The organism is Stenotrophomonas sp. PvP093 (assembly GCF_017876915.1).
GTDB classification, from domain to species: Bacteria; Pseudomonadota; Gammaproteobacteria; order Xanthomonadales; family Xanthomonadaceae; genus Stenotrophomonas; species Stenotrophomonas muris.
Window position 1 is genome coordinate 3,734,575 of sequence record NZ_JAGIOX010000004.1, and the last position, 22,925, is coordinate 3,757,499.

General features: G+C 67.5%; 16 protein-coding genes, 1 tRNA gene and 1 other RNA gene. 8 read left to right on the forward strand and 10 right to left on the reverse strand.

Going from position 1 to position 22,925, the window contains the following annotated elements:
• Window positions 1-8 precede the first annotated feature (8 nt).
• From J3A72_RS20125 to J3A72_RS20135, 3 genes are read left to right on the forward strand one after another with little or no spacing between them, the layout of a single operon-like run.
• Window positions 9-392, forward strand: a complete 384-nt coding sequence (locus J3A72_RS20125) for a DUF192 domain-containing protein (protein ID WP_041863110.1) — start codon at window positions 9-11, stop codon at window positions 390-392.
• Entirely contained in the window at window positions 389-1,075 is a 687-nt protein-coding gene (locus tag J3A72_RS20130) for a TadE family protein (protein ID WP_032958205.1), read from the forward strand. The genes J3A72_RS20125 and J3A72_RS20130 overlap by 4 nt, the downstream gene beginning before the upstream one ends.
• 1 nt (window position 1,076) lies before the next feature.
• On the forward strand, window positions 1,077-1,703 hold the full coding sequence (locus tag J3A72_RS20135) for a hypothetical protein (protein ID WP_032958203.1): 627 nt from the start codon (window positions 1,077-1,079) through the stop codon (window positions 1,701-1,703).
• Between the two features lie 100 nt (window positions 1,704-1,803).
• Here the strand turns inward: J3A72_RS20135 and J3A72_RS20140 are convergent, their stop codons facing one another.
• Complete coding sequence (locus tag J3A72_RS20140; protein WP_075076725.1) at window positions 1,804-12,696, reverse strand: autotransporter-associated beta strand repeat-containing protein; 10,893 nt, start codon at window positions 12,694-12,696, stop codon at window positions 1,804-1,806.
• Window positions 12,697-13,055: 359 nt separating this feature from the next.
• A complete protein-coding gene (gene sugE, locus J3A72_RS20145) occupies window positions 13,056-13,373 on the reverse strand; it encodes a quaternary ammonium compound efflux SMR transporter SugE (RefSeq protein ID WP_005415486.1) in 318 nt (105 codons plus the stop codon).
• 301 nt (window positions 13,374-13,674) lie between these two features.
• On the opposite strand from sugE, the gene ffs reads away from it, so the two are divergent.
• An RNA gene (gene ffs / locus J3A72_RS20150) (signal recognition particle sRNA small type) lies at window positions 13,675-13,771 on the forward strand.
• A 90-nt stretch (window positions 13,772-13,861) separates the two neighbouring features.
• Here the strand turns inward: ffs and J3A72_RS20155 are convergent.
• Genes J3A72_RS20155 through J3A72_RS20165 form a run of 3 tightly spaced genes read right to left on the reverse strand, consistent with a single transcriptional unit; the run spans window position 13,862 to window position 15,764 of the window.
• Window positions 13,862-14,251, reverse strand: a complete 390-nt coding sequence (locus J3A72_RS20155; protein WP_075076724.1) for a nuclear transport factor 2 family protein — start codon at window positions 14,249-14,251, stop codon at window positions 13,862-13,864.
• Window positions 14,248-15,015, reverse strand: coding sequence for an MBL fold metallo-hydrolase (locus J3A72_RS20160; protein ID WP_032958196.1), 768 nt, complete (start codon window positions 15,013-15,015; stop codon window positions 14,248-14,250). Before J3A72_RS20160 ends, J3A72_RS20155 begins: the two co-directional genes overlap by 4 nt.
• Complete coding sequence (locus J3A72_RS20165; protein ID WP_075076723.1) at window positions 15,015-15,764, reverse strand: 3-deoxy-D-manno-octulosonic acid kinase; 750 nt, start codon at window positions 15,762-15,764, stop codon at window positions 15,015-15,017. Before J3A72_RS20165 ends, J3A72_RS20160 begins: the two co-directional genes overlap by 1 nt.
• Window positions 15,765-15,784: 20 nt before the next feature.
• Here J3A72_RS20165 and J3A72_RS20170 point away from each other — a divergent pair, with 20 nt between their 5' ends.
• Window positions 15,785-16,831 (forward strand): glycosyltransferase family 9 protein, encoded by a 1,047-nt coding sequence (locus J3A72_RS20170; protein ID WP_046429133.1) that lies wholly within the window; start codon window positions 15,785-15,787, stop codon window positions 16,829-16,831.
• An 18-nt stretch (window positions 16,832-16,849) separates the two neighbouring features.
• Here J3A72_RS20170 and J3A72_RS20175 read toward each other — a convergent pair whose 3' ends face one another.
• Together J3A72_RS20175 and J3A72_RS20180 are read right to left on the reverse strand one after the other, a co-directional pair.
• A complete protein-coding gene (locus J3A72_RS20175) occupies window positions 16,850-17,254 on the reverse strand; it encodes a DUF6165 family protein (RefSeq protein WP_014646159.1) in 405 nt (134 codons plus the stop codon).
• A gap of 710 nt (window positions 17,255-17,964) precedes the next feature.
• Window positions 17,965-18,055: transfer RNA gene (locus tag J3A72_RS20180), tRNA-Ser, on the reverse strand.
• A 165-nt stretch (window positions 18,056-18,220) separates the two neighbouring features.
• Between J3A72_RS20180 and J3A72_RS20185 the strand changes: the two genes are divergently transcribed.
• Complete coding sequence (locus tag J3A72_RS20185) at window positions 18,221-18,925, forward strand: PP2C family serine/threonine-protein phosphatase (RefSeq protein ID WP_014036153.1); 705 nt, start codon at window positions 18,221-18,223, stop codon at window positions 18,923-18,925.
• 110 nt (window positions 18,926-19,035) lie between these two features.
• Here the strand turns inward: J3A72_RS20185 and dnaQ are convergent, their stop codons facing one another.
• From dnaQ to J3A72_RS20200, 3 genes are read right to left on the reverse strand one after another with little or no spacing between them, the layout of a single operon-like run.
• Window positions 19,036-19,767, reverse strand: coding sequence for a DNA polymerase III subunit epsilon (gene dnaQ, locus J3A72_RS20190; RefSeq protein WP_014646158.1), 732 nt, complete (start codon window positions 19,765-19,767; stop codon window positions 19,036-19,038).
• A gap of 4 nt (window positions 19,768-19,771) precedes the next feature.
• The gene (gene rnhA / locus J3A72_RS20195; protein ID WP_014646157.1) at window positions 19,772-20,224 is read right to left on the reverse strand and encodes a ribonuclease HI; all 453 of its coding nucleotides are present in this window, start codon (window positions 20,222-20,224) and stop codon (window positions 19,772-19,774) included.
• A gap of 12 nt (window positions 20,225-20,236) precedes the next feature.
• Window positions 20,237-20,881, reverse strand: coding sequence for a methyltransferase domain-containing protein (locus tag J3A72_RS20200; protein ID WP_041863105.1), 645 nt, complete (start codon window positions 20,879-20,881; stop codon window positions 20,237-20,239).
• A gap of 11 nt (window positions 20,882-20,892) precedes the next feature.
• Here J3A72_RS20200 and gloB point away from each other — a divergent pair, with 11 nt between their 5' ends.
• Window positions 20,893-21,657 (forward strand): hydroxyacylglutathione hydrolase, encoded by a 765-nt coding sequence (gene gloB / locus J3A72_RS20205; RefSeq protein WP_032961823.1) that lies wholly within the window; start codon window positions 20,893-20,895, stop codon window positions 21,655-21,657.
• Window positions 21,654-22,856, forward strand: a complete 1,203-nt coding sequence (locus J3A72_RS20210) for a lytic transglycosylase domain-containing protein (protein WP_046429131.1) — start codon at window positions 21,654-21,656, stop codon at window positions 22,854-22,856. The genes gloB and J3A72_RS20210 overlap by 4 nt, the downstream gene beginning before the upstream one ends.
• Window positions 22,857-22,925 lie beyond the last annotated feature (69 nt).

Genomic DNA, 22,925 nt, shown 5'->3' on the forward strand with positions numbered 1-22,925 from the left:
CCCCGCACATGAGAACCGGCGCCCTGATCCGCAACCACCAGCAGTTGCTCAGCTGCGTCTGGCATGCCGATCGCTGGCACCAGCGGCTGCGCGGCCTGCTGTTGCGCGCGCCACTCCAGCCTGGGCAAGGCCTGCTGATAACCCCCTGCTCGAGCGTGCACACCCTGGCCATGGGGTATCCACTCGACCTGTTGTTCCTGGACCGCGATCAGCGCGCCGTTGGCTGGCGCGAGGCCGTGCGCCCATGGCGCGGCGCCTGGTGCCGCGGCGCCTACTCGACGCTGGAAATGCCGGTGGACAGCCTCAGGCATATTGCTCCGGTGCTGGGCGAGACGTTCCAATGGTGCCCTTCTCCGCCTGCGGCACCGCCATCCACGAGGGCGTTGCAATGAAGCACATCCGCACATCCATCCGCCAGCAGCGGGGGCAATCGCTGATTGAATTCTGCATCGTGGTTCCGGCCTTCGTCTTCCTCATCCTGGTCATCTTCCAGTTCGTCCTGATCTATCGCGCCAAGTCGCTGCTGGATTTCGCCACGCTGCAAGCCGCGCGTGCCGGCGCGGTCAGTGGCGTCAATCATTCCGAGATGCGCAGCGCACTGGAAATGGCAATGGCTCCCCTGTACGCGACCTCGCCGGATGCCGCCGGTGCCGTCGCCGCCCGCGCCAAGGTCGCCCTGCTGTGGAAGAACCCGTTGCTGTCACCGAAGATCGAGGTCATTTCACCCAGCCGCGCGGCGTACAACGAGTTCCGCGAGCGCCAGTTCGATGGGCGCTATGCGCTGCCGAACGACAATCTTGCCTTCCGCGATGCACGTGTCGGCAGCAGCCGCGTCAGCGTGCAGGACGCCAACATCCTCAAGATCAAGGTCACCTATCCGATGCCCCTGATCGTTCCCTTTGCCGACCGGGTGATTGCCGGTCTTTCAGACCTGGTCAGCGAAGGCGACAGCTTCCGCCCGGCCTCGATGCTGATCGAGGACCCGATCACCGGCCATCGCCGCATGCCGATCGAGTCCTACGCGATCGTCCGCATGCAGAGCCCCGTGCATGACAGCAACAACCTGGCGCGCTGACATGCAGGTGCTGCTGGCCAGCCTGTTGATGGCAGCAACCTGGGCCGTCGCCGCGCAATCCACGGACGCTGCTGACAACGAACCTCCACAGGCGCGATTGCTGGCACGCGCTTATGGCCTGGGCCCACTCGGTCCAAGCTCGCCTGGTGGTGAGGTCGAGGTCGAGATCCGTTTGCGCGGGCCTGCCATCCGTATTGATTTCCGCGGCGACAATGCGCCCGATGCATGGCTGACCACCCAGGGCCAGCGCGGCCGGGCATGGCTGGTGAGCGAGCGCGGCAACTACACGCTGCCGGTCGCCGACGCCAGTGGTCCCTACTGGTACGATCCTGCCGCCCCATGCCACACGATCGGAGGGCGCTGCTCTCCCGCACCCGGCGAGTTCATCCTGGGTCGCCTCGCTGCCGGCTGGCGCTATGACAATGCGCAGGGCCCTGATGGCACCACCTCCGGCACGTTGTGGATCGATACCCGCACGGGCCTGCTGCTGGGTTACCGCGGACGCACCGGCAACCAGCGTACCGAACGCGGCCTGCGGGTTACCGAGGTCACATTCGATGAGGTGCCGTCGAGCCTGTTCGACCCGCCCGCCGGATTGCGGCGACGCACGCAGGATGCGGCGAACTGAGCGAGGTGGTTGCAGTGCCGACATCGTGGCGCGGGAGGTCTCACTCCCTCCGCGCCGGTAGATCCACGCAGCGCGTGGATCTACCGCTGGCCCGCCCCCCTTAGAAGCCTACCCGCAGGTTGATCTGCCCGCCGACATCGCGGCGGCCATCACCGTGCTGGCCCTGCACGAACATCGACAGCTGGCTGTTGCGACCCAGGCCGACCGCCACGCCGAGCTGGCTGACCAGCGCATTGCGTGCCATCACCGCGCTGTAGACATCGAAGGCATCGCCACCGACCGCGAAGCGGTTGCGGCTGGCCACATCGGTGTCACCCGATGCATGCTGCCAGCCCAGGCCGACGGTCAGCTGCGCCGGGAAGCGCGCGCCGCTACCCACGTCCCAGCGGCCCCGCACGCCCACCGTGCTAACGTTGAGCGTGTCCTTGCCGCCTTCCAGCACCAGTGCGGCACTGCCACCCTGCTCCAGCGCACGATCACTGTCGACCCAGTGCCGGGTGAACTGCACGTACGGCTGCAGTTGGGTCCTGCCATGGGTCCAGGTCCAGCTGCCTTCGACCTGGGCGATGGTCACGTCCGAATCCTGGCGGCTGTACAGGGTCTGGCCCAGCAGAGGCACTTCACGCGTGGTGCGCGTGCGGTAGTCACCGCGCGACACGCTGCCACCGGCCGCAAAGCCGTTGTTCCACTGTCCCTGTGCATACAGGCCGAACGTGTTGCCGCGCAGGCGGGCGCGCGAACTGCGATCGTACAGGCGCGTATCCAGCCGTTCGTTGCCGGCCGCCGCACCCAGCACCACGTGTTCACCCAGCTGCCAGTCCACACCCGCCATCACCGCATTGCGATTGGAACGGATCTCATCGCCATTGCCATCGCCATCCTGCTTGAACACCTTGCCGCTACCGGCCAGCCAGGCCGAGGCACGCTCACCACGCACGGTCGGCAGCTCACTGCCCAGGCGCTGGCGGATGCCCTCTTCCAGGTAGTTGTCGTACAGCAGCACCGCGCGGCTGGCCGCGTGCACTTCGCCGGAGAGCTGGTCGAATGCGCTGCGCGCAGTGCTGGCGTCATACAGCAGCACCGTGTTGTACAGGCCCAGCGCCGCGCCACTCTGCGGCAGGCTGTCCAGCGCCGCAGCGGTGTTGTACTGGTTGCGCGTGTTGGCCACGGTGGTGGACGCCGCCGTCTGCGCCACGTCGATCTGCAGGTTGGCGGTGTTGGCGGTGTAGACCGGGGTGATGGTCAGGAAGGCCGACGGCGAGTTCGCCGAGGCGAACTGCCCGCTCACCCCACCGCCCGCATTGACCACCGTGTACTGCTGGCCCTGCTGGTAGCTGGTGCTCGGCGAGATGGTGTTCACCTTTACGGTGCTGCCACCCACGTTGGCGCTGCCGCCCACCTGTACCGTATCGCTGCCGCTGGCACCCAGATCGATGCCCAGCGTGCTGCCCGGCGACAGGGTCAGGTTGCCACCCACGGTGATCGTGCCGGTGCCATTGCCTGTGCCGCTGCCGTTGCCCGGGCCATTGCCCGGCGACAGCACGCCACCACTGGACACCGTCACGCCACCGCCGGTGCCACCAATGGTGCCGGTGCCGGACAGCGTGGTACCGCTGCCGATGGTCCACTGGCCGCCGATGGTGCCGGTGACATTCAGGCCGCCGCCGGTGACCTGGCCGGTACCGTTGAAGCCACCACTGTTGCCGCCGAGGTTCAGGCCACCGGGGCCGGCCTGCACGATGCTGCCGCCGCCGCTGATGCTGCCGCCCAGCGTGGTGGTGCCACCGGTGTTGATCACCAGGCCACCGTTGTTGGTGATGTTGCCGCTGATCGCGCCGCTGGCCCCACCGTTGCCGACCTGCACCGTGCCACCGGCGTTGATGGTGGTGCCACCGGTATAGGTGTTGTTGCCGGTCAGGATCACGGTGCCGGTGCCGGCCTGGGTCAGGCCGCCGCTGCCGCTGATGGTGCCGCCGACGGTGGTGTTGCCACCCACGTTGAACACCAGGCTGCCGTTGTTGCTGACGTTGCCGGTGATCGCACCGCTCGCGCCACCGTTGCCGACCTGCAGCGTGCCGCCGGTGTTGATGGTGGTGCCGCCGGTATAGGTGTTGTTGCCGGCCAGGACCACGGTGCCGGTGCCGGCCTGGGTCAGGCCGCCGCTGCCGCTGATGGCGCCGCCGACGGTGCTGTTGCCACCCACGTTGAACACCAGGCTGCCGTTGTTGACGACACTGCCGCCGATCGCACCGGTCGCACCGCCATTGCCAACCTGCAGCGTGCCACCGGCGTTGATGGTGGTCGGGCCGGTATAGGTGTTGTTGCCGGTCAGGGTCAGCGTGCCGCTGCCGGCCTGGGTCAGGCCGCCACTGCCGCTGATGGTGCCGCCCAGCGTGGTGTTGCCGGCCACGTTGGACAGCAGCGTGCCATTGTTGGTGACATCACCGACGATCGAACCGGTCGCACCGCCATTGCCCAGCTGCAGCGTGCCACCGGCATTGATGGTGGTACCGCCGGTGTAGGTGTTGGTGCCGGTCAGCAGCAGCGTACCGCTGCCGGCCTGGGTCAGGCCGCCACTGCCACTGATGGTGCCGCCCAGCGCGGTGTTGCCGGCCACGTTGGAAATCAACGCACCATTGTTGGTGATGTCGCCGGCGATGGCGCCGGTTGTACCGCCATTGCCCACCTGCAGCGTGCCGCCGGCATTGATGGTGGTACCGCCGCTGTAGGTGTTGTTGCCGACCAGGGTCAGCACCCCGCTGCCGGCCTGGGTCAGGCCACCACTGCCACTGATCGCGCCGCCGACGGTGGTGTTGCCCGCGACGTCGAAGACCAGGCTGCCGTTGTTGGCGACATTGCCGGTGATCGCACCGGTGGCACCGCCATTGCCCACCTGCAGCGTGCCACCGGCATTGATGGTGGTACCGCCGGTATAGGTGTTGTTGCCGGTCAGGGTCAGCGTACCGGCACCGGCCTGGGTCAGGCCACCGGTGCCGCTGATGGTGCCGCCCAGGAAGGTGTTGCCGGCCACGTTGGACACCAGCGCACCGTTGTTGGTGATGTCACCGACGATCGCGCCGGTCGCACCGCCATTGCCCACCTGCAGCGTGCCGCCGGCATTGATGGTGGTACCGCCGGTGTAGGTGTTGTTGCCGGTCAGCACCAGCGTGCCACTACCGGCCTGGGTCAGGCCGCCGCTGCCACTGACCACCGCACCCACGGTTGCCGTCGTGCCCAGGTTGTAGACCAGGCTGCCATTGTTGGTGATGTCGCCCAGCACCGAGCCGGTGCTGCCGCCATTGCCGATCTGCAGCGTGCTGCCACCATTGATGGTGGTGCCGCCGGTATAGACGTTGTCGCCGCTCAAGGTCAGCGTGCCGGTGCCGCTCTGCACCAGGCCACCAGTGCCGCTGAGCACACCGCCGAAGGTGGTGCTGCCGTTGTTGCCGCCGGTGGTCAGGGTCGCACCGCCCAGCACCACGCTGGATCCGGTCACGCCGGCCAGGCCACCGATGCTCTGGCTGCCACCGGCACTGATGTCCAACGTGCCGGCACCGGACAGGTTCACCGTGCTGGCACCGGACAGGCTGCCACCGGCCGCCACCGCCAGCGTGCCGCTGTTGATGGTGGTGGTACCGGTGTAGGTGCTGGCGCCGCCCAGGGTGACGGTTGCCGCGCCATCTTTCAGCAGGCCGCCAGCGCCGCTGATCGGGCCATTCAAGGTCAGCGCGTTGCTGCCCGCCAGGGTCAGCGTGCCATTGGCCAGCTGCACGGTGTTGGCCAGGGTCAGCGCGCTGGTGCCGTCCAGGCTGGCGTTGCCGCCCACGGTCAGCGCGCCGGTGCCCAGCGAACCGTCGTTGCCCAGCAGCAGGCCACCGGCATTGAGGGTCACGCCGCCCGTGAAGACGTTGACGCCAGTCAAGCCCTGGATGCCTGCGCCGTTCTTTACCAGGCCACCGGCCCCTCCGATGGTGCCGGCGAACGTGGTATTGCCCACGCCATTGAGGGTCAGCGTGCTGCCGCCCAGCGCAACGGTCGAACCCGCCACGCCTGCCAGCGAACCGATCGCCTGCGCACCACCCGCGCTGATGTCGAAGGTGGTACCGGCATTGGCCAGGTTCACCGCACCGGTCGCCGCCAGGCTGCCACCGGCGCCGATCGCCAGCGTGCCGGCGTTGATGGTGGTACCCCCGGTGAAGGTGTTGGTGCCGGTCAGCGTCTGGGTCCCCGAGCCTTCCTTGATCAGGCCACCCGAGCCGGCCAACGAACCACTGAACGTGCCATTGCTGGCATCACCGATCGTCAGCGTGTTGGCCCCCAGGTTCACCGTACCGTTGCCGACCAGTGTGCCGAACTGCTGCGTGCCGCTGCCCGCCGACAGATCGAAGATCGCACCCGAGGCCAGGTTGACGATGCCACTGGCGTGCAGGCTCGCGCCAGCACCCAGTGCCAATGTACCGGCGTTGATGTTGGTGCCACCGGTGTAGGTGTTGGTGCCGTTCAGGGTCAGCGTTGCGGCTCCCTCCTTGGTCAGGCTGCCGGTGCCGCTCAGGTTGCCGTTGAGGGTGAGGTTGTTGCTGCCGAGGACGGTCAACGCGTTGTTGAGGGTGAAGTTGTTGGCGAGGGTGACCGCTGTGTTCGAATCGAGCGTCGCAGCGCCTGCGACCGTCACCGCACCGGTGCCCAGCGCAGCATTGTTGCCGACCACCAGGCCGCCGGCGTTGAGCGTTACGCCGCCGCTGAAGGTGCTGCCGCCGTTGAGCGTCTGCACGCCTGCGCCGTTCTTGACCAGGCCGCCGTTGCCACTGATCGCACCGCTGAAGGTGCTGTCCACGTTGCCGCCCAGGGTCAGCGTGCTGCCACCCAGCGCCACCGTACTGCCGGCGACGCCGGCCAGCGAGCCGATGGCCTGGTTGCCCGCCGAAATGTCGAACGTGCCGGCACCGGCCAGGTTCACCGCGCCGGTCGCGGCGAGGCTGCCACCCGCGCCGATCGCCAGCGTGCCGTTGTTGATGGTGGTACCACCGGTGTAGGTGTTGGCACCGCTCAGGGTCACGGTGGCCGCACCGTCCTTGACCAGGCCCCCGGTACCGGAAATCACACCGCCCAGTGTCAGCGCCTGGCTGCCAAGCAGGTCGAGGTTCGCGCCCGCTGCGAGCCCGATGTTGTTGGCCAGGTTGACGCCTGTCGATGCGTCCAGCGTCGAGTTGCCGCCCACTGCCAGCGCACCGCTGCCGAGCGCAGCGTTGTTGCCGACCACCAGGCCACCGCCGTTGAGTGCGACGCCACCACTGAACAGATTGGCGCCTCCCAGTGTGAGGACGCCGGCGCCATTCTTGACCAGGCCACCGGTGCCGGAAATCGCGCCATCGAAGAGGCTGTTGCCCACACCACCGAGTGTCAGCGTCTGTGCACCCAGGCTCACCGTCGAGCCCGCCACGCCGTTCAACGAGCCGATGGTCTGGTTGGCCCCTGCGGTGGAGATATCGAAGCCGGTGCCTGCAGCGCTCAGCGTCACCGCGCCGGTGGCTGCAAGGCTGCCGCCCGGACCAATCGCCAGCGTACCGGCATTGATGAAGGTGCCGCCGGTGTAGGTGTTGGCACCGGTCAGCGTCTCGATGCCCGTACCGACCTTGGTCAGGCCACCCGTGCCTGCGATCGAGCCACTGAAGGTGCCATTGGTGGCGCCGCCGACTTCGATCGAGTTGGCGCCGAGGTTCACCGTACCGTTGCCGACCAGGGTTCCGAACACCTGCGTGCCGCTGCCGGCAGACAGATCCAGCGTGGCACCTGTGGCGAGGTTCACGGTACCGCTCGCCGCCAGGCTGGCACCGGCCCCCAGCGCCAGCGTGCCGGCGTTGATGTTGGTGCCACCGGTATAGGTGTTGATGCCATTCAAGGTCAGCGTCGCGCTGCCGTTCTTGGTCAGGCTGCCGGCACCGGAAAGGACGCCGTTTAGCGTCAGTGCGTTGGTCCCGAGCACGGTCAGCCCGGCGTTGAGCGCGATGTTGTTGGCCAGCGTTGCCAGGCCGGTGGTATCCAGCGTGGCAGCACCGCCGACCGTCAATGCACCGGTGCCCAGCGCCGCGTCATTGCCGAGTATCAGCCCGCCTGCATTGAGGGTCACGCCGCCACCGAAGGTATTGGCGCCGGACAAGGTCTGTACGCCCGCGCCCACCTTGACCAGCCCCCCGCCGCCACTGATCACGCCGTCGAACGCGGCGTTGCCGGCCGTACCGAACGTCAATGAGTTTCCGCCCAGCGCCAGCGTGCTGCCGCCCAGACCATTGAGTGCGCCGATGGTCTGGCTGCTGCCGGCACCGGAGATATCGAAGCCGGCGCCCGCCCCCAACGTGACGTCACCCGCCGCGGCCAGGCTGCCGCCCGTGCCCAGCGCCAGCGTGCCGGCATTGATGGTGGTACCGCCGGTGTAGGTGTTGGCACCGGACAGCGTCAGCGTGGTAGCGCCGTTCTTGATCAGGCTGCCATTGCCGCCGACCACGCCCGACAGCGTCAGCGCATTGCTGCCCGGCACCGTCAGTGCAACGCCCGAGCCCAGCGTGACCGCATTGCCGAGCGTCACTGCCGCGCCCGCATCCAGCGTGGTGCTGGTATTCACCGCCAGCGCGCCGGTACCAAGCGCACCATCCGCACCGACGACCAGGCCACCACCGTTCAGGGTCAGGCCGCCAGCGAAGGTGTTGGTGTTGTTGAGGGTCAGCAGGCCCGTACCGTTCTTGACCAGGCTGCCATTGCCGGCCACCACGCCACCGAGCGTGACATCGTTGCTGCCGCCCAGCGTCAGCTGCGTGCCCGCACCGAAGTTCACTGCATTGGCCAGGTTCAACGCCACCGTGCTGTCCAGCGTGGTGGTGCCACCGATGCCCAGCGCACCGGTGCCGAGCGCGCTGGCATTGCCGAGGATCAGGCCACCCGCGTTGAGTGCAACACCGCCACTGAAGGTGTTGGCACCGGACAGCGTCTGCACGCCGGTACCCGTCTTGACCAGGCCGCCAGTGCCACCGATCACGCCGGCAAAGCTGCCGTTGCCGGCGCCGCCAAAGGTCAGCGACTGCGCGCCCAGCGCCAGCTGGCTGCCTGCGACGCCGTTGAGTGCGCCAATGGTCTGCGCGGCACCGGCTGCGGAGATGTCCAGCGTCGCACCGGCGCCGGCAAGATCCACCGCACCGGCCGCGGCAAGGCTGCCACCGGCCCCCAGCGCCAGCGTGCCGGCGTTGACGGTGGTGCCACCCCCGAACGTGTTGGCGCCAGACAGCGTGAGGCGCGCCGCGCCATCCTTGATCAGCCCGCCGGCGCCGAACACCGGACCGGTCAGCGTCAGGTCATTGCTGCCCAGCACGGTGAGGTTCGCGCCGGCGGCGAGGCCGAGGGTGTTGCCCACCGAAAGCGCCGCAGTGGCATCCAGCGAAGCGTTGCCGCCCACGTCCAGCTGGCCGGTACCCAGCGCCTGTGCGTTGCCAAGCTGCAGTACGCCCGCGTTGAGCCCGACGCCCCCGCTGAACGTATTGGCGCCGTTCAACGCCAGTGTCGCCGCACCGTTCTTGACCAGCCCGCCGGTGCCGCTGATGACGCCCCCCAGCGACACGTTCTGGCTGCCCAGCAGATCCAGCACCGCACCGGCGCCGAGGTTGACGCTGTTGGCCAGGTCCAGCGCCACCGAACTGTCCAGCGTGGTATTGGCCCCCACCGACAATGCACCGGTGCCCAGCGCGCCGGCATTGCCCAGCAGCAGGCCGCCGCCGTTGACGGTCAGCCCGCCACCGAAGCTGTTGGCGCCATTGAGAGTCAAGGTGGTGGCACCGTTCTTCACCAGCCTGCCCGCACCGGACACCACCCCACCCAGCGTGATCGACTGCGAACCCGGCAGCGACAACGCGGCGCCTGCACCCAGTGCCACGTTGTTGCCCAGGTTCAGCGGCGCACTGCCGTCGAGCGAGACGTTGCCACCGATGCCCAGCGTCCCCGTGCCGAGTGCGCCGCTGTTGCCCAGCAGCAGGGCGCCAGCGTTTGCGTTCAGTCCACCACTGAAGGTGTTGGTACCGTTCAAGGTCAGTGTCGCCGCGCCGTTCTTGACCAGGCTGCCGGTGCCCGTGATGTTGCCGGCCAGGGCCAGGTTCTGGCTGCCCGGCAGGGTCAGGGCCGCGCCGAGGTTGATCGCATTGCCCAGGTTCAACGCTGCCGTGGTATCCAGCGAACCGTTGCCGCTGACCGTCAACGCCCCGCTGCCGATCGCACTGCTGTCGCCCAGCAGCAGGCCGCCCGCCGTCAGATTCACGCCGCCACTGAAGGTGTTGGCGCCGCTCAGCGTCTGGATGCCCGTGCCCTGCTTGACCAGGCCGCCGGTACCACCGATCACGCCCGCGAACGTCTGGTTGGTGGCATCACCGAAGGTGAGCGTGCTGCTGCCCAGCGTCACCGTGCTGCCGGCAATACCGGACAGCGCGCCGATGGTCTGGTTGCCGCCGAGCGAGATGTCCAGGTCCGCGCCAACGCCGGTCAGGCTGACCGCACCGCCGGCAGCCAGGCTTCCGCCGCTGCCCACCGCAACCTTGCCGGCATTGATCGCCAGGCCGCCGGTGAAGGTATTTGCGCCACCCAGCGTAAGCGTGGCTGCACCGTTCTTGACCAGGCTGCCGGTGCCACCGATGGCGCCGCCCAGCGTCAATGCGTTCGAGCCCAGCACATTGAGCGAGCCACCCGCGCCCAGCGTGATGCCATTGCCGACCGCAAGCGCCGCGCTGGTGTCGAGCGACACCACGCCACCAACATTCAGCGCACCGGTTCCCAGTGCTCCAGCGTTGCCCAGCACCAGGCTGCCGGCATTGAACGCCACGCCGCCGCCGAAGGTGTTGGCGCCATTGAGCGTCAGCGACGACGCACCGCTCTTGACCAGGCCACCGGCGCCACCGATCACGCCGTTGAACGTCAACGCCTGGTTGCCGAGCAGATTGAGGCTGGCACCCGAACCGAGGTTGACCGCGTTGGCCAGTGCAAGCGCCCCCGTGGTTCCATCGAGCGTCACGTTGCCGCCGACACTGAGCGCACCGCTGCCCAGCGCAGCAGCATTGCCCAGCAGCAGGCCGCCGCCGTTGAGAGCCACGCCGCCGCTGAGGTTGTTCACGCCCGACAAGGTCTGCACGCCGGTGCCCAGCTTGACCAGGCCACCCGTGCCTGCGGCGAACGTACCGCTGTAGCTGGTATCGCCCAGCCCCGCGAGGGTGAGCGTGTGGCTGCCCAGGTTGACCGAACCGCCGAGGCCCGCCAGCGAACCGATGGTCTGGTTGGCGGCCGCCGACAGGTCCAGGGTGGTACCGACGCCGACCGTGATCGCGCCGGTGGGTGACAGGCTGCCGCCCGCGCCCAGCGCCAACGCGCCTCCGGCCAGGTTGAAACTGCCGGTCAGCGCATTGGCGCCGTTCAAGGTGAGGGTGCCGGCGCCGCTCTTGGTCAGGTTGCCGGCACCGGAGATCGAACCGTTCAATGACAACGCATTGCTGCCCAGCAGGTTCAGCGAGCCCCCGCCATTGATCACCAGATTGTTGCCCAGGGTGAAGCCCGCCGTCGTATCCAGTGAAGCGCTGCCACCCACGGTCAGGTTGCCGCTGCCCAGTGCACCGGCATTGCCCAGCACCAGGCCGCCGGCATTGAGGTTGACGCCGCCGGAGAACAGGTTTGCGCCGCCGAGAGTAACGATGCCAGTATTGTTGACCGTCAGCCCGCCAGTACCGGACAGCAAGCCCCCCAGGCTGAACGCATTGGTCCCTGCCAGGGACAGATTGCCACCAAGGCTGAAAGCGTTGGCCAGGTTCAGACCGGCCGTGGCAGAGGCGATGGCACCGCCGTTGGCGGTGAACAGCCCTGTGCCGAAGGAACCGGCATTGTTGAAATTGACCAGACCATCATTGAGCGTGGTCGTACCTGCACCCGCCCACGCACCCTGCAGGTTCCAGGTGCCGCTGTTGACGGTGAGCTTCTGGAAGTTGAGGTACTGGTTCCAGCCCAGCGTGGTCACCGCTCCGCCGGTGCCGGACCCCGGACCGCTGACGACGTTCTGCAACACCAGCGTGTTGTTGGCCGCACCACTGCCGGTACCGGCGTCGACCGATCCCGCAGCCGCAACCTTTACCCCGGTGACACCGGTAATCACGCCGGCAAGAGCGCTGCCGCCGCCGCTCACAACGCTGGAACCCGACACTGCGGTGAAGGTGTTGCCGCCGGTTGAATCACCCAGGTGAACGCTGCCACTGACCGCCCCCGCATTGAGGAACGTGTTACCGCCAGAAGCACCCAGGCCGACGCGTCCGTCGATGGTGCCTGTGTTGGTCACATTGGCGGCTGCACCACCATAGGTCACCACCGTGGTCGCGTCGGAAACGCTGCCTGCACCGATCAGCGACGTGCTGATCAGGCCGGCGTTGTTGATGGTGGTGGTGCCGTTGACATTCTGTGCCACCAGCGCCTGTCCACCGAAGCCCAGCAGCGTTGCGATGTTGACGACACCCTTGATCTGTCCGCTGGCGTTGTTGTTGACGACGATCGCGCTGTTGTTGGCAGAACCATTGCCGATGACCAGGCCGGGCGAGGCGAGGATGATCGAGCTCGGATCGATCGTGCCATTGTTGTTGACCGTCACGTTGTCGCCGGTCAGCGTTGCTGCGTTGCCGCCACCTACGACCGGCGGCGTACGCAGCAATGCACCCGCGGCGATGTTCAGCGTGAGGCCGTTGGTCGCGTTGGAGTAGTTGTTGATGTTGGTGGTGCTGTCGCAGTTTACGGTTGTGGTGCCGGTGCACGCTGCGAATGCCGATCCGCTGGCCAGTGTGGCGGCCAAAGCCGCCGCCAGCTGGTGCGCCCGCAATCGCGGCACCCGCCCTGCGCTGACCGCGCTTCCGCCGGGGTTCTGGGCGACCTCCGAAGCAACCTGCATTACCCCAAGGGCACGATTGAAAACCAGACGGTAAATGCGGTTCATCGGTAAATCTCCATGAAAAGACCGGATGGCACAGCTGGCAGGTTTTTTGGAGACAATGCGGCCCACCCCGGCTCCCCGAACGGGAACAAGGCCTGAAGGCATTAACTCCTGAAAATCTTCACATCTTCACGCGATCGCACCCGGGGACAGGTGCGCCAGCGCGTCCGTCAAGGCGAAAACTCCCCGATTTCGCCCGACGAATGGCGGCACTGTGCGACCGACGGTGCCAGCGGCATGTGAATCACGCGCGCTATTTTTATGACGTGCGTCAAATAACAGGGGCGGACAAAATGGTTTTGCCGAAAATGCATATTGCTGCATGTGGCGGAGAATCCATTCCCCGCCATGAGTAAATAAATTCAGCTGCTGGAGAGTTTCATCAGCACCAGGCCGGAAACGATCAACACCGCCGCACCGATCCGCATCGGGCTGACCTGCTCGCCCAGGAACACAATGCCAACCACGAACGCCCCGACCGCGCCGATGCCGGTCCAGATCGTATAGGCGGTTCCCAGCGGCAGGCTGCGCATGGCCACCGCCAGCAACCAGAAGCTGGCGATCATGCCGATGATGGTGACCACGGTGGGGGTGAGCCGGGTGAAGCCTTCGGACTGCTTCATGGACACGGCCCAGACGATTTCCAGCAGACCGGCAAACAACAGATAGATCCAGGCCATGACGGCCCTCCTCTTGGTAGGGCCAGGCCGTCCTGGTCATTGGTTCCCGATGTGGGGGAGGTCGTTCCTCCTGGCCGGCATTCTAGCAACGGGGGTGGGTACCGGCCGCTGCCGCCGGGAGCGGGTTACAGCCGATTCAGTGCATGAAGCTGGCGTCGATGGGCCCGTCTGCGCTAGAATGCGCGTCTGCCATCGGCCAGCCCGATGTGCAGTCCGGCTGTGGTCTCCGGCGCGCCGCGCGCTGTTTCCCCTGATCCGTGAACTGGCCGCCCATCGGGCGGCCAACGTCTCTATGGTGGCCCCGTCGGCCCCTCGCGACGCTAGGTCGAAAACCCCGCCAGGGCCGGAAGGCAGCAACGGTATCGATCGACGCGGGCGCCGAGGTCAGCCGGCGGGGCCACCGCCTTTTCCGCACTGGGGTCAGTTCCCTTTGCATGGCAAAGGGATCTGACCCCGGCTTCGCATTCTTGGCCCGGCATGGCGCCGCGCTACCCTGCCTCGGGCGTGCCCTGGTGGAACACCATGCGCCATCTGTCCCCGTGCCGGCGCCACAGCGAACTGCGCAGCACCCAGTGCTGCAGCTGCCCATCAAGGTGATGGCGGCTGCGGTAGCGCACCTGGGCCAGGTCCTGCGACAGCAGCCAGACGGCGTACTGCTCCGATTCGATCTGCACCTGGGCACGCTCCTGCGGAATCTCCACCAGCGCGGCCGCACGGTCGTAGCACTGGCCGGAGCTGCCGATCTCGCTGAAATCCTCATCCAGCAATGCGGCCAGTTGCTCGCGGTCGGCACGCACCTGCGGCGCATGCAGTGCACGCTCCAGCGCCTCCAGCCCGGCAGCCAACGCCGCACCTGCGGGCTGGCCGGTACCGCTCACGGCGGGTCCTGGGCCAGCACGTGCGGGGCGGTCGGGCTCGCCAGCGGCACGCACTGCCCCGGCTGCGCCACGCGGTGCCCACGCGCAGCCAGCGCCAGACCATCGGCCGCGCTGGCGTAGTGGTACAGCATCATCCGCGCCTGCAGTTCGGCGCTGTACTCACGCTCCAGATCGTCCACGCCGGTATGCGAGGGATTGCCGTGCAGGCCGCAATCGTGAGCGATCAGTTCGTTGTCACTGGCAAAGCGTGCCAGCATCTCCGGAATCGGCCGGGTATCGCCGCTCCAGGTCAGCGCGCCCTGCAGGCGCAGGCCATAGGCCGTCTCCGGCCAGTGGTGGCGCACCGGAAACACTTCCAGGCGCACGCCCTCGTGCCAGAACGCCTCGCCCACCACGATCAGCTGGAAGGCATCCCAGAAGTTCGCACCGCCCTCGGCCAGCACGTTCGGGTAATCCCCGATGCGCTTGTGCAGCAGCGGCACCACCGTGGCGGGCACGTACAGGCGCACCTTGCCGCGCCGGTGCGCATTGAAGAAGGTATCCACGAACAGGCGCTCGAAGCCGGCCACGTGGTCCAGGTGCACATGGGTGACGAACAGCGCCTGCGGCATCTGCCCGTAGTGCGCCTTGAACGCGGTCAGGCCTTCGCCACCACAATCGATGGTCAGCCATGGGCGCCCCTCCCGTTCAATCACCGACATCGGCGACCCAAGCTCGACCGCCGACGCATTGCCGACGCCGAGGAAACGCAGCGACCAGTCCATCAGGTGCCCCGGTTCCAGGCCATGTCATAAGCACGGCGCAGCCGCGCGTAGTCCTTCTGCACGTCTTCCACGCTGCGCTCGCCGCGCAGCTTGATCAGCGAGCGCAGCAGGCGCTTGAGGTTGCGCTCGCGCCAGGCGGTCGCCGGGATGCGGATCACGCCGCGGTCGAAATCGATCAGCCAGCCATGGCCGCTGCCATCGAACAGGATGTTGTGCGCGTTGAGATCGGCATGGTCCAGGCCGGCACGATGGAAACGGGCAATCAGGCGCCCGGTCTCCTCCCAGGGTGCCCCCCGGCCGGCCACCAGTGCGCGGTCGGCCAGCGAGCGCACGCCCTCGATTCGCTCCATCAGGATCGCCGCCCGGTAGCGCAGGCCCTCGCGCATGTAGAACGCGGCGATCGGCCGTGGCACCGGCAGCTTTTTCTCGCGCAGGGCGCGCATCAGGCGGAATTCGGCGAAGCTGCGGGTCCGGTCCGAGCCGCGCCAGAGGTACTGGTCACGGCTGATACGGGCCGCCATGCCGCCGCGCAGGTAGTGGCGCAGCACGCTGGCACCGAACGGCGCATCGACGAACCAGGCGCTGCCGCGGCCGCCCTCGCCCACCGGCCGGGCCCTGCTGCCCCAGTGCTGGGGCGAGAACAGGCCGATCTCGGCTTGCCGCAGCCGCTCGCGGTCGAACAGAATGGCCCCGATGCCGCGACCCTCGCGGCATGGCGTCAGCGCTTCATTGGCGTCGAATGCGACCATTTCATTGAGTCTAACAACACATGGCATCAGCGTCCTCCTCCTTGTGCCTCCTGCGCCTGTCCGCACTTGGCGATGTCACCCACGTGGTGCCCCTGGTGCGTACCCTGCAGGCCGCGCGCCCGGACACGCCGATCCACTGGATCATCGACAAGGTCGGCCACAAGCTGCTCGACGGCCTGCCCGGCGTCACCTTCCATGCCTACGACAAGAAGAGCGGCATGGCCGGGGTCAAGGAACTGCGCAGGCAGCTGCCGCCGGGGCGCTTCGAAGCGCTGCTGCAGATGCAGGTCGCGTTCCGCGCCAACCTGCTGTCGGCCTTCATTCCGGCCGAGCGCCGCATCGGCTACGACCGCAGCCGCTCGAAGGACCTGCATGGGCTTTTCATCAACGAACGCATTCCCGACCGTCCGGGCATCCATGTGCTCGATGCCATCGGCAGCTTCTGCGAACCGCTGGGCCTGCGCCAGACCGAGGTCAGCTGGGACCTGGCCGTGCCGCAGTCGGCATATGAGTGGGCCGCCGCGCAGTGGCACGACGATGGTCGCCCGGTGCTGATGATCTCGCCGTGCTCCAGCCACGTGCGCCGCAACTGGTACGCCGACCGCTACGCCGCCGTGGCCAACCACGCGGTCACGCGCGGCTGGCAGGTGGTGCTGTGCGGCGGCCGCAGCGAACTTGAGCGCAGCATGGCCGACGCCATCCAGGCACAGCTGCACACGCCGGCGCTGGACCTGGTAGGCAAGGACACGCTGAAGCAGCTGCCCGCCCTGCTGGCCCGCGCCAACCTGGTGATGACGCCCGATTCCGGCCCGATGCACATCGCCAACGCGATGGGCGCCAAGGTGCTGGGCCTGCATGCGGCCAGCAATCCGAACCGCAGCGGCCCGTACTCGGATCGTCGCTATTGCGTGGACCGCTACGACGATGCGGCACGCAAGTACCTCGCCAAGCAGGCCACCGATCTGAAGTGGGGCACCAAGATCGAGTTCGACGATGTGATGGAACTGATCACCGTGGAAGACGGTATCGCTGCCTTCGAACGCTACGTCGCCGACCACCTGGGGTGAGCGGCAGGCCGCCCGGGATTACACGCGCTGCGCGTAATCCTGATAGGACTTCTCCTCCACGTACGCCGAGCCCAGCGCCAGGTTGATCGCCTTCTTGATGCGCGCGCGTTCGTCATTGCGCAGGTACACGCTGCGCGCCAGGTCGATGAAGCCCTGGTCGAACGCCTGCGCCTTCTCCTTCAGCCGGATGTCGTCCTCGATCTCCCACAGCTGCTCGTTGACCACCTTCAGCTCGGCACGCAGCCTGGCGATGTCCTTCACGGCCGCCGGGTGTGCCATCCAGGTCTGCTCCAGCGCCGACAGCTCCCTGCGCACGTTGGCCAGCTTGCCCTCGTCGCTGATGCGCTCGGACTTGATCTGCAGGATCGAAATCTTGTCCAGCAGCTCGCCGAAAGAAACGGGAACGAGGATTTCAGCGGTCATGGGGAAAAGCTCCAGCAGGTGATGCGTACATGGTAACCCGCAGCGTCCGCACGGATATCCCCGGTAGATCCACGCCATGCGTGGATGAGCCTGCCAGCAGGAACAGCGTCCACGCACCGCGCGGATCTCAGTGATGCATCTGGAGGACCAAGCCCCTCTGTTGAGGGGCTGCCCCGACAGGGGCGGGGAGAGGCCGGCAAAGGGAGGGGCCCACACGTTGCACAGCAACGTGTGGGGCGACACGCAGAGCGCGTCGCGTCCCGCGCCAGATCAGTACAGGGTCACTACGGCGTGATTCCCGCCGCGCATCGCACCGCGCGGATCTCCCGTGATGCATCTGGAGGACCAAGCCCCTCTGTTGAGGGGCTGCCCCGACAGGGGCGGGGAGAGGCCGGCAAAGGGAGGGGCCCACACGTTGCGCAGCAACGTGTGGGGCGACGCGCAGAGCGCGTCGCGTCCCGCGCCAGATCAGTACAGGGTCACTACGGCGTGATTCCCGCCGCGCATCCACGCACCGCGCGGATCTCAGTGATGCATCTGGAGGACCAAGCCCCTCTGTTGAGGGGCTGCCCCGACAGGGGCGGGGAGAGGCCGGCAAAGGGAGGGGCCCACGCGTTGCGCAGCAACGTGTGGGGCGACGCGCAGAGCGCGTCGCGTCCCGCGCCAGATAAAGAAAAAGGGCTGCCTTTCGGCAGCCCTTTTTCTTTATCTGGCGGAGAGGGGGGGATTCGAACCCCCGAGGCGCTATAAACGCCTGCCTGATTTCGAGTCAGGTACATTCAACCACTCTGCCACCTCTCCGGGTGGTCCCCGGCGGACCGGGGACGCGCATCATACGAGGAAGTCAGGCCGACGACAAGTCATTCCGGTCAATGAAGTGAAAATTTCCTGGATGCATGCCTTGCCGGATGCCCGCAGCCCCCCGATGATGCCTGTCTCCCCAGCAATACCCCGCCCCTGCACACCATGATCGAATTCGGACACCTCACCCACCCCGGCCTGCGCCGCGAGCTCAACGAAGACACCTACTACGGTGACAGCGAGCTGGCCCTGTGGCTGGTGGCCGATGGCATGGGCGGCCACGCCTGCGGCGAGGTGGCCAGCGCGCTGGCGCGCGAAACCATCGTGCGCGAGATCCGCCGTGGCGCGCCGCTGGCCCAGGCCATCCGCACCGCCGACGAAGAGATCATCCGCGCCTCGCGGCGGCGCAACGACACCCTGCCGATGGGTACCACCGTGGTCGCCGCACGCGTGCAGGGCAATCGCTATGAAGTGGCATGGGTCGGCGACAGCCGTGCCTACCTCTGGCGTGACGGCCAGCTGGCACAGCTCAGCCAGGATCACAGCGTGGTGCAGGAACTGGTCGCGCAGGGCAACCTGACGGCCGAACAGGCACGCGCGCATCCACATCGCAACGTGGTCACCCAGGCGCTGGGCGTCACCGATCCGGCACATCTGAACGTGGCCACCACCAGCGGCGAGCTGCGCCCCGGCATGCAGCTGCTGCTGTGCAGTGACGGCCTGACCGAGGAAGTGGACGACCGCGGCATCGCCCGCACCCTCGCCTTCGAGGATGCAAGCGCACAGGAATGCGTGGACACGCTGGTCGCCGCCGCGCTCGACGGCGGTGGCCGCGACAACATCAGCGTGATCCTGGTGCGCTGCCATTAACCCGTAGATCCACGCCATGCGTGGAGGCGGTAGTGCCGGCCGCTGGCCGGCTCACCGGGAAACGTGTTCACGCAGATGCCGGCCAGCGGCCGGCACTACCTCTTCAGGCATTACGCGCTGGCGGCCTCTTCCACCTTCGGCCCATCCCACAGTGCGTGGCCGGCCTTCTTGCGCAGCCGCTCCAGCCGCGCCGCATGCGCTTCCAGCTCCGACGGCGTGGCCATTACGCGCGGGCGCGGCAGCAGCTTGCTGGTATCGAAGGCCTGCAGCGCCGCACCGGCGCCACCGCCATCGTCATCCCCCAGGCCGAATCCGATCTCTTCCTGCCCCGAGGTCAGCGCGATGTACACGTCACCCAGGATCTGCGCATCGAGCAGGCCGCCGTGCAGCGCACGGTGCGAGTTGTCAACGCCCAGTCGCTTGCACAGCGCATCCAGCGAATTGCGCTGGCCCGGGAAGCGCTCGCGCGCCATCACCAGGGTATCGATCACCGTGCAGCGATCGGTGATCTTCCCGTACTGCGGGCCCAGCAGCGACAGCTCGTTGTCGAGGAAGCCCAGGTCGAACGCCGCGTTGTGGATGATCAGCTCGGCGCCATCGATGAAGGCCAGGAACTCATCGGCGATCTGCGCGAAGTCCGGCTTGTCAGCCAGGAACTCCAGGGTCAGGCCGGTGACTTCCTGCGCGCCCTGTTCGAACTCGCAGTCCGGCTTGATGTACTGGTGGTAGTTGTTGCCGGTCGGGCGGCGCTTGAACAGCTCCACGCAGCCGATTTCGACGATGCGGTTGCCCTTCTTCCATTCCAGGCCGGTGGTTTCGGTATCGAGGATGATCTGACGCATGGGCTCAGTTTACCGGGCTGGCGTCGCGGATCTGGATGGCCGCGTTGCGCGCCAGCGTATCTACCCGCTCGTTGTCCGGGTCACCGGAGTGGCCCTTTACCCAGCGCCAGTCGATCTGATGCCGCAGCGTCGCGGCATGCAGGCGCTCCCACAGCTCGCGGTTCTTCACCGGGTCGCCGCCGGCGGTCTTCCAGTTCTTGCGGATCCAGCCGGGCAGCCACTGCGTCAGGCCCTGCCGCACGTACTGCGAATCGGTATAGAGCACGATGTTGCAGGGCTCGGTGAGCGTCTCCAACCCGGAAATGGCCGCCATCAGCTCCATCCGGTTGTTGGTGGTGTGCGCTTCGCCGCCGCTCAGTTCACGCTCGTGGCCCTTGTAGCGCAGCAGCGCAGCCCAGCCGCCGGGGCCGGGATTGCCAAGGCAGGAACCGTCGGTGTGGATTTCGATGGTTTTCAATACAACTCCAGATCAGGTGGCAACGGTGCCGAGCCAACGCACCGGCAACGGTTTCGGCCCGGGCAGGGCCAGCGTGCGCTTTTCAGCATGGAACAGGCAGGCCGCGCGCAGCGGCGCCCAACCGCCCGTGCGGCGACTGCCTGCACCGCGCCAGAGCGGGCCGAGGTAACGCATATCGTCGCACTCCAGCCCGTGGCGGCCGAGCAGCAGGCGGATCCGCTGTGGCGTGCGCACCACCAGTCCGTGCTGGCGCCAATGCGTGCGGTAAGGGCTGAACGGGTTGAGGCTGCTCAGCCACAGGTGGCCGCCCGGCATCAGCACGCGCTCGCACTCGTCCAGCAGTCGCTCCGCATCGCCCGCGGTCACATGCTGCAGCACGACCGCGTTGACGCTCTCGCTGGCCAGCGGCAGCGGCAGCGCACAGCGGGTGTCGCCGGCATAGCCCTGGCCCTGCCGGAACAGCCGCAGCCCGCGCCCGCCCAGCTGCGCATCCTCCAGCCAGGCCGCACTCGGTGCGATCCACAGCCAGGGCTGCGTCGGCAGGACAGACAGCTGCGGCAGCAGCAACTGCCGCTCCAGCACGCGCAAGGAGCCCGCCGGTTCAGTGTCGAACCACGGGGCCTGGCTCGCTTGACGGGTGCTCTGCAGCGCGGGCATGGTCCAATTCTATGCGACTGACTGCCCTGCCCGCATTTGCGGACAACTACATCTGGACGTTGATCGACGACGCTGGCGCCGCCGTGGTCGTCGATCCCGGCGATGCCGCGCCGGTGCTTGCGCTGGCCGATCAGGGCCTGCGCGTGGACACGATCCTGCTCACCCATCACCACGATGACCACATCGGTGGCGTGCCCGCGTTGCAGGCACGTTTTCCCGGTGTACGGGTCATCGCGCCCGTCGAGGAGCGCATCCCTGCAGCGACCGAGCGGGTCGGCGAAGGTGAACGCGTTCAGGCACTGGGCCGGACGTTCCACGTACTATCCGTGCCCGGGCATACCCGCAGCCACATCGCGTTTCACACTGCTGAACATCTTTTCAGCGGAGATTCGTTGTTCAGCCTGGGCTGTGGACGCCTGTTCGAAGGTACGCCGTCCCAGCTGCTGGCATCGATGCGCAAGCTGGGTACCTTGCCCGCGCAACTGCTGCTTTGTTGCGCCCACGAGTACACCGTGTCAAATGCCGTCTTCGCGCGGCATGTCGACCCCGCCAACGCTGCCCTGTGGCAGCGCCAAGAGGAGGCTTTGGCCATGCGCCGCGATGACCGTTCCACCCTGCCGGTAACCCTGGCCAACGAATTCGACTGCAATCCGTTCCTGCGTGTGCACACGGCGCCGATCCGCGCGGCAGTGGCGGCGCACCTGGGCCGCGACGTCGTTGACGACGTCGACGTCATGGCCGGTCTCCGGCACTGGAAAGACGGCTTCCGCGCATGATGCGCCGAAGTCTGCCGCTGGCCCTGGGCCTGGTCCTGGGGCTGGCCGGAACCGCCGGTGCCCAGTCGCTGGGCGCGGGCATCGGCCAGAACCTGGCCGCCGCGGCGGCCCTGCCGCTGGATCCGGCCGCGTTGCCGGCCGCGTCGGTCCGCAATGGCCAGGAGATCTTCTCCAGCTTCCGCGACGGCCTGGCCGAGCCCACCTGCAATGCCGAGGCCACCAGCCCGCGCTGGCAGAAGCAGTTCGCCCACGCCCCGTCGCGCCTGGCCAACCAGGATGACGATGCGCTGGTGCTGTTCGGCTACGTGGTTGAAGAGCTGCGCAAGGCCAACCTGCCTACCGAATTCGCACTGATCCCGTTCGTGGAAAGCGGCTACCGGCCCAATGCCCGCAATGGCAGCGGCCCGACCGGCCTGTGGCAGTTCATCGCCACCACCGCGCGCAACCACCGCGTGCCCATGGCCAACGGCTACGATGGCCGCCTGTCGGCGGTCGATTCCACCCAGGCCGCAGTGCGCTACCTGAAGACCCTGCACGGCATGTTCGGCGGCGACTGGCGCCTGGCCACCATGGCCTACAACGCCGGTGAGTACCGCGTGTTGCAGTCCATGCGCAAGGCCGGCATGAACGCGCAGAACGCCAAGCCGTCGGCGCTGCCCGGCCTGTCGCCGGTCACCCATGCCTACGTCGAGAAGCTGCATGCCCTGGCCTGCGTGCTGGAAGACGTGGAAGACCAGCCGGGCGTGATGGCCTCGCTGGACCGCACCGTGCCGGTGCTGAAGGACCACACCCTGCCCGCCGGCACCAGCGTCCAGCAGTGGGCCGCACAGCGCGCCCTGGACCCGGCCAGGATCGCCCGCCTCAACCCCGCCCTGGCGGGCGGTGGCCGCGCCTCGTCGGGTACCACCCGCGTGCTGGCTCCTGTCTCGGCTGCCAATGCGACGGTGGCGGACACCGCATCCGCCCTGGTCGCCAGCGCTGCGCCAGTCGCCACCGCAGCACCGACGCCGCAGGTGGCCAAGACCGTCGCCGCGATCGCTGATCGTCCGCGCAGCCGCCGCCACACCGTGCGTGATGGCGAGTCGGCCTGGACCATCGCCCGCCGCTACGGCATGCCGGTCAAGGCCCTGTTGTCGCTGAACGGCCTGAGCGGCAGCAGCGTGCTGAAGCCGGGCGCCGTGCTGCGCGTCGAAGACTGACGCGTAGGCCAGGACCCTCCTGTAGAGCCGAGCCCATGCTCGGCTTTTTTCTTGCCTGCGACTTGTCGG

What these genes read in the sequence shown, in the direction of transcription:
- J3A72_RS20125 (WP_041863110.1), top strand. Translation starts at nt 9, where the DNA reads ATGAGAACCGGCGCCCTGATCCGCAACCACCAGCAGTTGCTCAGCTGC.
- J3A72_RS20130 (WP_032958205.1), top strand. Translation starts at nt 389, where the DNA reads ATGAAGCACATCCGCACATCCATCCGCCAGCAGCGGGGGCAATCGCTG.
- J3A72_RS20135 (WP_032958203.1), top strand. Translation starts at nt 1,077, where the DNA reads ATGCAGGTGCTGCTGGCCAGCCTGTTGATGGCAGCAACCTGGGCCGTC.
- J3A72_RS20140 (WP_075076725.1), bottom strand. Translation starts at nt 12,696, where the DNA reads ATGAACCGCATTTACCGTCTGGTTTTCAATCGTGCCCTTGGGGTAATG.
- sugE (WP_005415486.1), bottom strand. Translation starts at nt 13,373, where the DNA reads ATGGCCTGGATCTATCTGTTGTTTGCCGGTCTGCTGGAAATCGTCTGG.
- J3A72_RS20160 (WP_032958196.1), bottom strand. Translation starts at nt 15,015, where the DNA reads ATGGACTGGTCGCTGCGTTTCCTCGGCGTCGGCAATGCGTCGGCGGTC.
- J3A72_RS20165 (WP_075076723.1), bottom strand. Translation starts at nt 15,764, where the DNA reads ATGGTCGCATTCGACGCCAATGAAGCGCTGACGCCATGCCGCGAGGGT.
- J3A72_RS20170 (WP_046429133.1), top strand. Translation starts at nt 15,785, where the DNA reads ATGGCATCAGCGTCCTCCTCCTTGTGCCTCCTGCGCCTGTCCGCACTT.
- J3A72_RS20175 (WP_014646159.1), bottom strand. Translation starts at nt 17,254, where the DNA reads ATGACCGCTGAAATCCTCGTTCCCGTTTCTTTCGGCGAGCTGCTGGAC.
- J3A72_RS20185 (WP_014036153.1), top strand. Translation starts at nt 18,221, where the DNA reads ATGATCGAATTCGGACACCTCACCCACCCCGGCCTGCGCCGCGAGCTC.
- dnaQ (WP_014646158.1), bottom strand. Translation starts at nt 19,767, where the DNA reads ATGCGTCAGATCATCCTCGATACCGAAACCACCGGCCTGGAATGGAAG.
- J3A72_RS20200 (WP_041863105.1), bottom strand. Translation starts at nt 20,881, where the DNA reads ATGCCCGCGCTGCAGAGCACCCGTCAAGCGAGCCAGGCCCCGTGGTTC.
- gloB (WP_032961823.1), top strand. Translation starts at nt 20,893, where the DNA reads ATGCGACTGACTGCCCTGCCCGCATTTGCGGACAACTACATCTGGACG.
- J3A72_RS20210 (WP_046429131.1), top strand. Translation starts at nt 21,654, where the DNA reads ATGATGCGCCGAAGTCTGCCGCTGGCCCTGGGCCTGGTCCTGGGGCTG.